Raw genomic sequence first — 7466 nt, 5'->3', positions numbered from 1 at the left:
GCCTGATAATGGTCTTGTAGATTTCTGTCTTTCCAGAATTCTTTTGGCGTAAATGTTTGATTTTCTGTTAGTTCTGGTTGGTTGTATCCTCCTACACAGATGCCGTGCACGTTTAAAAGCGTAAATTTTTCATCGGTATACGGACTGTAAGAATCTATTTTGTAAAATCTTAGAAATCCAGCAATCAACAAAATGAAGAGCACAAGAATACGGGATGGCATGAAAAAGTATCTTTTGGGGTAGTCTTTCACTAAGCGACAAAAGTAATCACATTTTAAGGATTGTAAACTCCACTCTACGGTTTTTCTTCCTAGTTTCTGGTGTGGAATTGCTAGAAATAGGTTTTATTGGACCCCAAGATTTCGTTTCAATCCTTTGACTAGATATACCACCCTTTCTTATTAAGTAAGTTTTAACTTCGTCCACCCTGTTTTTTGCCAACTCCACGTTGAGTGTAAAATCCCCCTGATTATCTGTATGCCCCTCTAAGAGTACTTCCATATTCGGATATTCTTTCATGATTTTAACAATTCTTTCTAATTCATCATGAGACGATTTCTGGATTTCGTATTTTCCTTGGGCGAAAATCAAATTTTGCAAAATCATTTTTTGACCTGCTTTAATGGGCGTCAAATAAAAGTTTTTAGTTATTTCTCGATAATTCTTCTCCCTCGATAGGTCTACAGAATCTCTTAAGTCCATGTATCCTTTGCTCGCCAAATCAAAATAGTACACAAAGCCCGCAGGTAAAATCACTTTGAATTCTTTGGTGTCTGGGTTCATTTCAATATTGAAACCCTTTTGGTTGAGACTATCGCTATTCGATTTCATTAATATGGGTACATCGAGAACTAAATCAGAGTTTAATTCCATGACTTTACCACTTAAAATTGCCACGGCCTCTGGCTTGATAGACTCAAAAAGGTTCATTCTGAAAATATCTTCACCACCAATCGAGTTATTGTCGGAACTCATGTAGGCATATTCTCCAGAGGCGGGAATCGTGAAAAAAGCATCCCATCGGCTTGAGTTTATTTTGGGGCCAAGATTTACAGGCACAGACCAGCTGGTCCAGGTGTCGTCCAGTCTTTTAGTCATGAAAATATCTGAATCTCCATAGCCTGGATGTCCTTTAGAATTAAAGTACAACGTTTTATTATCGGCAGAAAGAAATGGCGACCCTTCGTTATCTGCGGTATTAAGTACGGGACCCATATTTTTAGGTCTGGAATAAGAGCCATCTGCCGTCTTAAAAGAGACATAAAGATCATTGTTTCCATAACTCGGAAGCCTGTTTAATCCCATGATAAGTATGTTTTCGTCATGGCTTATGGCATATTCGGTATTCGCAGGTTTGTCTTTCTCTATTTTTTTAGCTTGGAAATCGGTTATTTTTACTTCCACAGGATAACTCCATTTACCATTGATGAAGGACGTTCTAGATAAACCTATTTCTTGTCCTCCGTCTGGTTTATAAATATTGAGTACAAACAACCCAGAACCTGTTGCAGAAGCAGTGGCGGCGGCATTAAGGTTCGCATCATTTACCGGACTACCAAGATTTTGTGGTTCAGACCAATTTCCTGCTGCATTTTTAGTAGAGACCCAGATGTCTTGCTTAATTTCTGTGTCTTTACTCTTTTCATCTCTAATATTGCCTGGGTGGTCTAATCTGGTGAAAAACAGTTTGTTACCATCTGGAGTGATGATAGGAGCAACCTCCCCATAAATGGAATTGACGATAGGACCCAGATTTTCTTTTTGAAGGTTTTCTGGCATATTCTCAGCCAGATTGATGTTGAATTCTATAAATTCTTTAGAATCTGATATGGCAATGGCATCATATTGCTTTGGGCCTTTGGATATTCTATGGTTAACAACCAACTTTATGGCATTAATTTTTTCAGGTGCGGGTTCCACAAATACTCGCCAAAACCGATTTTTTACATTTACTTTTTCACCTGTGTTTTGATATAATAGATGTTCTGTTCCCGCTTCATCATAACCAAAAATGCGGGCAACGGCTCCTGGGTTTAAGTTTTCTATAATGGCCACCTGGCGTACGGAAATAGCCTTTTCAAAACCTACTTTAATATAATCTTCACCATATTGAGAGCCATTGGGCTCCCAAGCACATGGCGATTCCACCATTTGAGGATAAATGCTGGGTGTTCCTAAGATTTGAACCGACCGATATTTTGGAGAGTTAAGCATATCCGTCTTTTCAGAGGAGTAACCTAACACTTCGGAAGCCCATAAGACCTCTTGAGAAATAGCTCCCTGAAAGAAAAAAAGAAGTAAAACGACGGTATAGATCCTACGGGACATTTTCCTGTATAACGAATTCGGTTGTTTAACGAAATTACCTCATATTTATTGGTATTCAATGAAAAACGGGTGCTTAGTAGTATCAAAAATAACTCAAGCTCACCAGATTTTAAACCAATAGGTATGGGAAAGAATTTGTCTTTCAACTTTAGTGTTTTAGTATATAAATTATTTACGTCATCAAAATATTAGTTTGCATTAAGGAGGCGTTAGAATGAAGATGTTGAGAAGAGTACTCTTTTTTTACTTGTTTGTGGTTGTTGGAGCTAAAGCTCAAATGACCATAAATCTTCAATCCAGAGCATACGGTTTTGGTGAGAAAGGTTATTACTATCAAGGGGTAAAAGATAGCAGACCCTCCACGCATTTTTTAGGCCAATTGTATGCGGCAAATGGTCAAAAGGTGGATTTGGAGATTAGGGGAGGTGCAGAAAGAGCTTTTGAAAGGCAGTTGTCGCAAAACTTTAGGCACAACTCTAAGAACGTAGCTTTACTGGCGGAAATTACCGAACTGGCCTATGTGGAATCCAAAGGGAGAGATGGACTCATTAGTGGCATTGCGAATATGAGATTAAGTATTTACACCATTCATGAAGGTGATACCACTTTAATATGCAAACCATATAGTTCATCAAAATACCAGCGATCCTTAAATAGTCTTAGAGAAGAATCCTACGAGCCCATTTTAAGTCAAATGTGGTTCTCTTGTATTGAATATGTAGATAATTATATAAAACTGAATAAAAGTAGGATAGAAGCTTTTAATGATGGTGTCTTGATAATTATAGAACCTTATGAAACCAGGAATAATAGAGATACGGTTCATTATTTGTCTCGAAAAGTAAATTGGAGTGATTTTAAAGGGAATCCAAGATATACTTCAAAATATGCGGCGGCTATTTTTCCTACCATTGCCTTGGGCAGCAAACTGACCATAAGAGATGGTAAACTCACAGCTATACTTAAACCACAGGTATTTATGATTCAAAGTCAGTCTTGGGCTAAAGGTGTTTCTAAAAATAATGAGTCTCTAGAGCATGAGCAAATTCACTTTGATATTACTAAGGTGGTGATGGATAGGCTGATTGCCAAATTAAGAAATGTGAAAGCAAATACCATGGATGACCTGAGCAGTATCATTCAGTATGAATATCTTCAGGCTTTTAGGGAGATGAATCGGCTTCAAGATGCCTATGATTCCGAATCTAATCACAATCTCAATAAAACCAAGCAGGAAGAATGGGCAAAGAAAGTAAGAATTTGGCTTAAAGAAGGGGCTTAAAATTACAATGCTTTAAAGGTAAAACCGCTAGAAATCATCTCTTCTAAGAATCTTGGCAAAGCGTAGGTCATGTTTTTTTGAGCTTTAAGACTATCATGAAAAACAATAATGGAACCAGGTTTGGTCGCTTTTATTGTGTTTTTTAGACATGCTTCAGGAGAAATATCTTGTCTGTAATCTTGGCTTAAAGTGGTCCACATAATGGTTTCAAAGTCAGCGGGAAGACCTGCAATTTGTGACTTTTTTATCCTACCATAGGGCGGTCTGAAAAGTTTTTTTGAGGCGTTAAGATAGGTTTTCTCTATTTCCTTTTGACAGGCTGTGATGTCTTTAGCATAAGCTTCATTGTCGGTTTTCCATCCTTTAAGATGATGCATGGTATGATTCCCAATGGCATGTTCCGCCGCACAAATTTTCTGAAAAATTTCAGGATGCTTTATGATATTATCTCCTATACAAAAGAACGTGGCTTCGGCCTGAAAAGTCGCCAGCGTTTCTAATACAAATTCCGTTATGTCAGGAATGGGACCATCATCAAATGTTAGAAAGAGTTCTTTACCATGAGTCTCTCTTTCCCATGTAAGTTTGGGATATATCTTCTGAAGTAATTTTGGGGTTCGGTATAGCATTAATGAAGTTCTCTGTTTTTCCAGTTATAAGGTTTCTTTCTTAATGAAATTAATCCGAAAAATAGGACATAGAAAGGATAAATCAACTGAACTAAAGGAATATAAAACAACAACTTAAAACTCCTAAAAAACAGCAGTGCCGTTCCCAGAAACAGGAATTCGGGCCATATCTTAGCAAAAATAAGTTCCCCTGAACCTTGTATGAGGCTATAAACGAAGGAAGCATTGGCACAAAAAATAAAAATGGCCATTATTTTAGGACTTAGCAGCGTATAAAAGCTCCATTTCCCTGCCCAGCGTTTTCTCTGATTGTAAAAGCTACTTAGGTCTGGCAGAGCTTTTGTTTTCACTATCACTTCTTCAGACTTTAAATAATGCACTTGTTTAGGAAATGCTTTACTCATTTTGTGCATTAAAAACTCATCATCACCGCTGGCAATTTCCTCATTTCCTTCAAAGCCATTTACGGCATGGAAGGCAGATTTTAAATAGGCGATATTGGCACCGCTGCACATATTTGGAAAACCTTTTTTCATAGAAACAGCACCAGAAATGATGAGACTGGCAAATTCTATTTGCTGGATTTTAGTCCAAATATTTAGCCAAATATTATCGCCTTGATAGTCATGAAAAAAGACAGGAGAGCTTAAAAACACCACATCATTATTTTCAAAGTAGGTGCTAATGGTTTTAAGCCAATTAGGCTGCACATTGCAGTCGCCATCGGTGGTGACGATGATGTCGCCTTCAGTTAGAGCAATGCAGTGCGAAATGGCTCTTTTTTTAGGAGAGGTGTTTTTTTCTTTAGGTGGAAGCTTGACAAGCTTTAGGTTCAGGGATGTTTTGCTTTGAAAGCCTATTACCAATTCCTCCGTGTTGTCGGTGCTGTCGTCATTGGCTATGATAACTTCAAAAAAGCTTTTATCAAGGGTTTGTTTATCAATGTCTTCTAGTAAACTTATAATATTTTCGGCTTCATTTCTTACAGGAATGATGACCGTTATATTTTTTTGTTTGATGTTTTCTGTCGATTCCTTATAAGCGGGCCATTTCCACCATATATATATAAGAACCGTGCAAAATAGGCCATAGCTATAAATGAAGAAAGAGGCGATATTGTTCAAAAGGATGAATTGGAATTTCTCAAAGGTAAGGAAGTATGAGAGTATCAAAAAGCCTTACCTTTATAGCCGATGGATAAAGCAGAGAAAATTATTTTAGGCGTAGACCCCGGAACAAATGTGTTGGGCTACGGACTCATAGGTGTTACAGGAAGTAAGCTTCGCATTATTCAGTATGGCGTACTCCGCTTGGAGAAATTGGGTTCGCATGAGTTGAAATTGAAAAAGATATTCGAAAGGATGACTGGTATTATTCAAGAGTATTTACCAGACGAAATGGCCATTGAGGCTCCTTTTTATGCCAAGAATGTGCAGTCGATGCTGAAATTGGGCCGTGCTCAAGGTGTGGCTATGGCGGCGGGTTTAGCCAGAGATATCAGTATTGTGGAGTATTTACCGAAGTCTGTTAAGAAAAGTGTAACAGGAAACGGAAATGCCAGTAAGGAGCAGGTGGCCTTTATGTTAGAGAATCTTTTTGCTCAGAAGTTGGAGACTAAATTCTTAGATTCCACGGATGCCTTAGCAGTGGCTGTTTGTCATTACATGAACGCCAAAACAAAAGCCTTAACAGGCAGCGGGTCTAGTAAAAAGGGTTGGGGGGCTTTTGTGAGCGAAAATAAGGGTAGGGTTAGCGGAGGATAAGAAGGCCATGTGAGTTTCAGGAACCAACTCAACGATAAGTCCAAATAGAATTATAGTTGAGATAGTTCATAATACTAAAGTGCCTTTAATTGGGCGATAGTTGCCATTGGGTCTTCATTGCTAAAAACAAAACTCCCTGCCACCATGGCATCTGCACCGGCGTCCACTAATAATTTCCCCGTTTCTAGGTTCACACCACCATCTATTTCAATCAAGGTATTCAAACCTTGCTCTTGAATCATGGCTTTTAATTTTTTGACTTTGTCAATGGTTTTATAGATAAACTTCTGCCCGCCATAACCTGGGTTAACAGACATAAGCAGCACCATATCGCAGTCGACTAAGATGTCTTCCAAAACCGAAACTGGCGTAGCAGGGTTTAAAACGACACCTGCTTTACAGCCTGCCTCTTTAATTTGAGCCAATGTTCTATGAAGATGTGTACAGGCCTCATGGTGAACCGTAATAATATCTGCCCCTATTTCGGCAAAAGTCTCAATGTACCTTTCAGGCTGCACTATCATCAAATGTACATCCATGGTCTTTTTTGCATGCTTTTTTATGGCTTGAATCACCGGCATACCAAAAGAGATATTAGGTACAAAAACACCATCCATGACATCAATATGAAACCAATCCGCCTCAGAAGCATTAACCATTTCAATGTCTCTTTGAAGGTTGGCAAAATCGGATGCTAATAAAGAAGGGGCTATGATAGGCATGTTTTTTTTCTTTTTTACAAAGATAAGAAATGGACTTAAGAAGAGGCGGCAATTTACTTAGAACTAAAAGATTTTATTGATATGCATGTAATCTTAGCCTTTTTTAGCGGATACAAATGGTAAATTATCTGTGTAGGAACAGCCTTTTACCAAATATTTAGAAAAACCTACCAACCGTACATTAAAGCCATTTGCTGTTAATCTGTTTTCTAAGTTTGAATCATAGAAAGCTCGTTTTGAAAGATTTGTTCGCTAAACGAGGGACTTTATAGCCTTGACTGTCTCGCTTAAATCTGTCAGCTCGCTAAATTTTTAATGGAAACTTTTAATAATATAAATTGACTTGGCCATGAAAACTTCAACTTTAACCACAAACGCAATTATTTTTGACTACGGTAAGAAAACGGTTCCTTTTGAGAGCATCACACATTTCAAAAGTGAATTTGGAAACTATACCAAGGTTTTTTTAAAAGAGGAAAAAAACTTTTTATCCGCATTTACCTTGAAGCATTATTCTGAAAAGTTGAATGAAAACAGCTCATTTATCATTCCTAGAAAGGGTGTTTTGGTAAATAAAAGACATGTGAAGTCTGTTTTAAATCAAGAACATGAGATTTACGTCGTGTTAAACTCTGGTGAAAGATTTAAAGTTAGCCGAAGAAGAAGAGAAGCTGTTTTGAGGAGTTTCGTGTAAATTTTATACTTCTTAATCTATACAATAGCCCAAAGATTCATTTCGAAC

At 37.7% G+C, this 7466-nt stretch carries 7 protein-coding genes and 1 pseudogene; 3 read left to right on the top strand and 5 right to left on the bottom strand.

Annotated elements, in window-relative coordinates; all coding sequences use genetic code 11:
- A pseudogene (locus ACTBZY_RS23095) lies at nt 1–221 on the bottom strand (glycosyltransferase family 39 protein); the annotation flags it as partial.
- Between the two features lie 46 nt (nt 222–267).
- A complete protein-coding gene (locus ACTBZY_RS23090) occupies nt 268–2328 on the bottom strand; it encodes an OmpA family protein (RefSeq protein WP_463048763.1) in 2061 nt (686 codons plus the stop codon).
- Nucleotides 2329–2542: 214 nt separating this feature from the next.
- Between ACTBZY_RS23090 and ACTBZY_RS23085 the strand changes: the two genes are divergently transcribed.
- On the top strand, nt 2543–3610 hold the full coding sequence (locus ACTBZY_RS23085) for a hypothetical protein (RefSeq protein WP_463048762.1): 1068 nt from the start codon (nt 2543–2545) through the stop codon (nt 3608–3610).
- A gap of 2 nt (nt 3611–3612) precedes the next feature.
- Here the strand turns inward: ACTBZY_RS23085 and ACTBZY_RS23080 are convergent, their stop codons facing one another.
- Entirely contained in the window at nt 3613–4239 is a 627-nt protein-coding gene (locus ACTBZY_RS23080) for a polysaccharide deacetylase family protein (RefSeq protein WP_463048761.1), read from the bottom strand.
- On the bottom strand, nt 4239–5363 hold the full coding sequence (locus ACTBZY_RS23075) for a glycosyltransferase (RefSeq protein WP_463048760.1): 1125 nt from the start codon (nt 5361–5363) through the stop codon (nt 4239–4241). The genes ACTBZY_RS23080 and ACTBZY_RS23075 overlap by 1 nt, the downstream gene beginning before the upstream one ends.
- 69 nt (nt 5364–5432) lie before the next feature.
- Here ACTBZY_RS23075 and ruvC point away from each other — a divergent pair, with 69 nt between their 5' ends.
- A complete protein-coding gene (gene ruvC / locus ACTBZY_RS23070; protein ID WP_463048759.1) occupies nt 5433–6002 on the top strand; it encodes a crossover junction endodeoxyribonuclease RuvC in 570 nt (189 codons plus the stop codon).
- Between the two features lie 74 nt (nt 6003–6076).
- Here ruvC and rpe read toward each other — a convergent pair whose 3' ends face one another.
- The gene (gene rpe / locus ACTBZY_RS23065; protein ID WP_463048758.1) at nt 6077–6724 is read right to left on the bottom strand and encodes a ribulose-phosphate 3-epimerase; all 648 of its coding nucleotides are present in this window, start codon (nt 6722–6724) and stop codon (nt 6077–6079) included.
- Nucleotides 6725–7073: 349 nt separating this feature from the next.
- Between rpe and ACTBZY_RS23060 the strand changes: the two genes are divergently transcribed.
- Entirely contained in the window at nt 7074–7418 is a 345-nt protein-coding gene (locus ACTBZY_RS23060) for a LytTR family transcriptional regulator DNA-binding domain-containing protein (protein WP_463048757.1), read from the top strand.
- The last annotated feature ends 48 nt before the right edge of the window (nt 7419–7466 follow it).

The organism is Arcticibacterium sp., from assembly GCF_055134445.1.
This window is presented reverse-complemented; position numbering and strand designations above follow the sequence as displayed.

What these genes read in the sequence shown, in the direction of transcription:
- ruvC (WP_463048759.1), top strand. Translation starts at nt 5,433, where the DNA reads ATGGATAAAGCAGAGAAAATTATTTTAGGCGTAGACCCCGGAACAAAT.
- ACTBZY_RS23085 (WP_463048762.1), top strand. Translation starts at nt 2,543, where the DNA reads ATGAAGATGTTGAGAAGAGTACTCTTTTTTTACTTGTTTGTGGTTGTT.
- rpe (WP_463048758.1), bottom strand. Translation starts at nt 6,724, where the DNA reads ATGCCTATCATAGCCCCTTCTTTATTAGCATCCGATTTTGCCAACCTT.
- ACTBZY_RS23060 (WP_463048757.1), top strand. Translation starts at nt 7,074, where the DNA reads ATGAAAACTTCAACTTTAACCACAAACGCAATTATTTTTGACTACGGT.
- ACTBZY_RS23080 (WP_463048761.1), bottom strand. Translation starts at nt 4,239, where the DNA reads ATGCTATACCGAACCCCAAAATTACTTCAGAAGATATATCCCAAACTT.
- ACTBZY_RS23090 (WP_463048763.1), bottom strand. Translation starts at nt 2,328, where the DNA reads ATGTCCCGTAGGATCTATACCGTCGTTTTACTTCTTTTTTTCTTTCAG.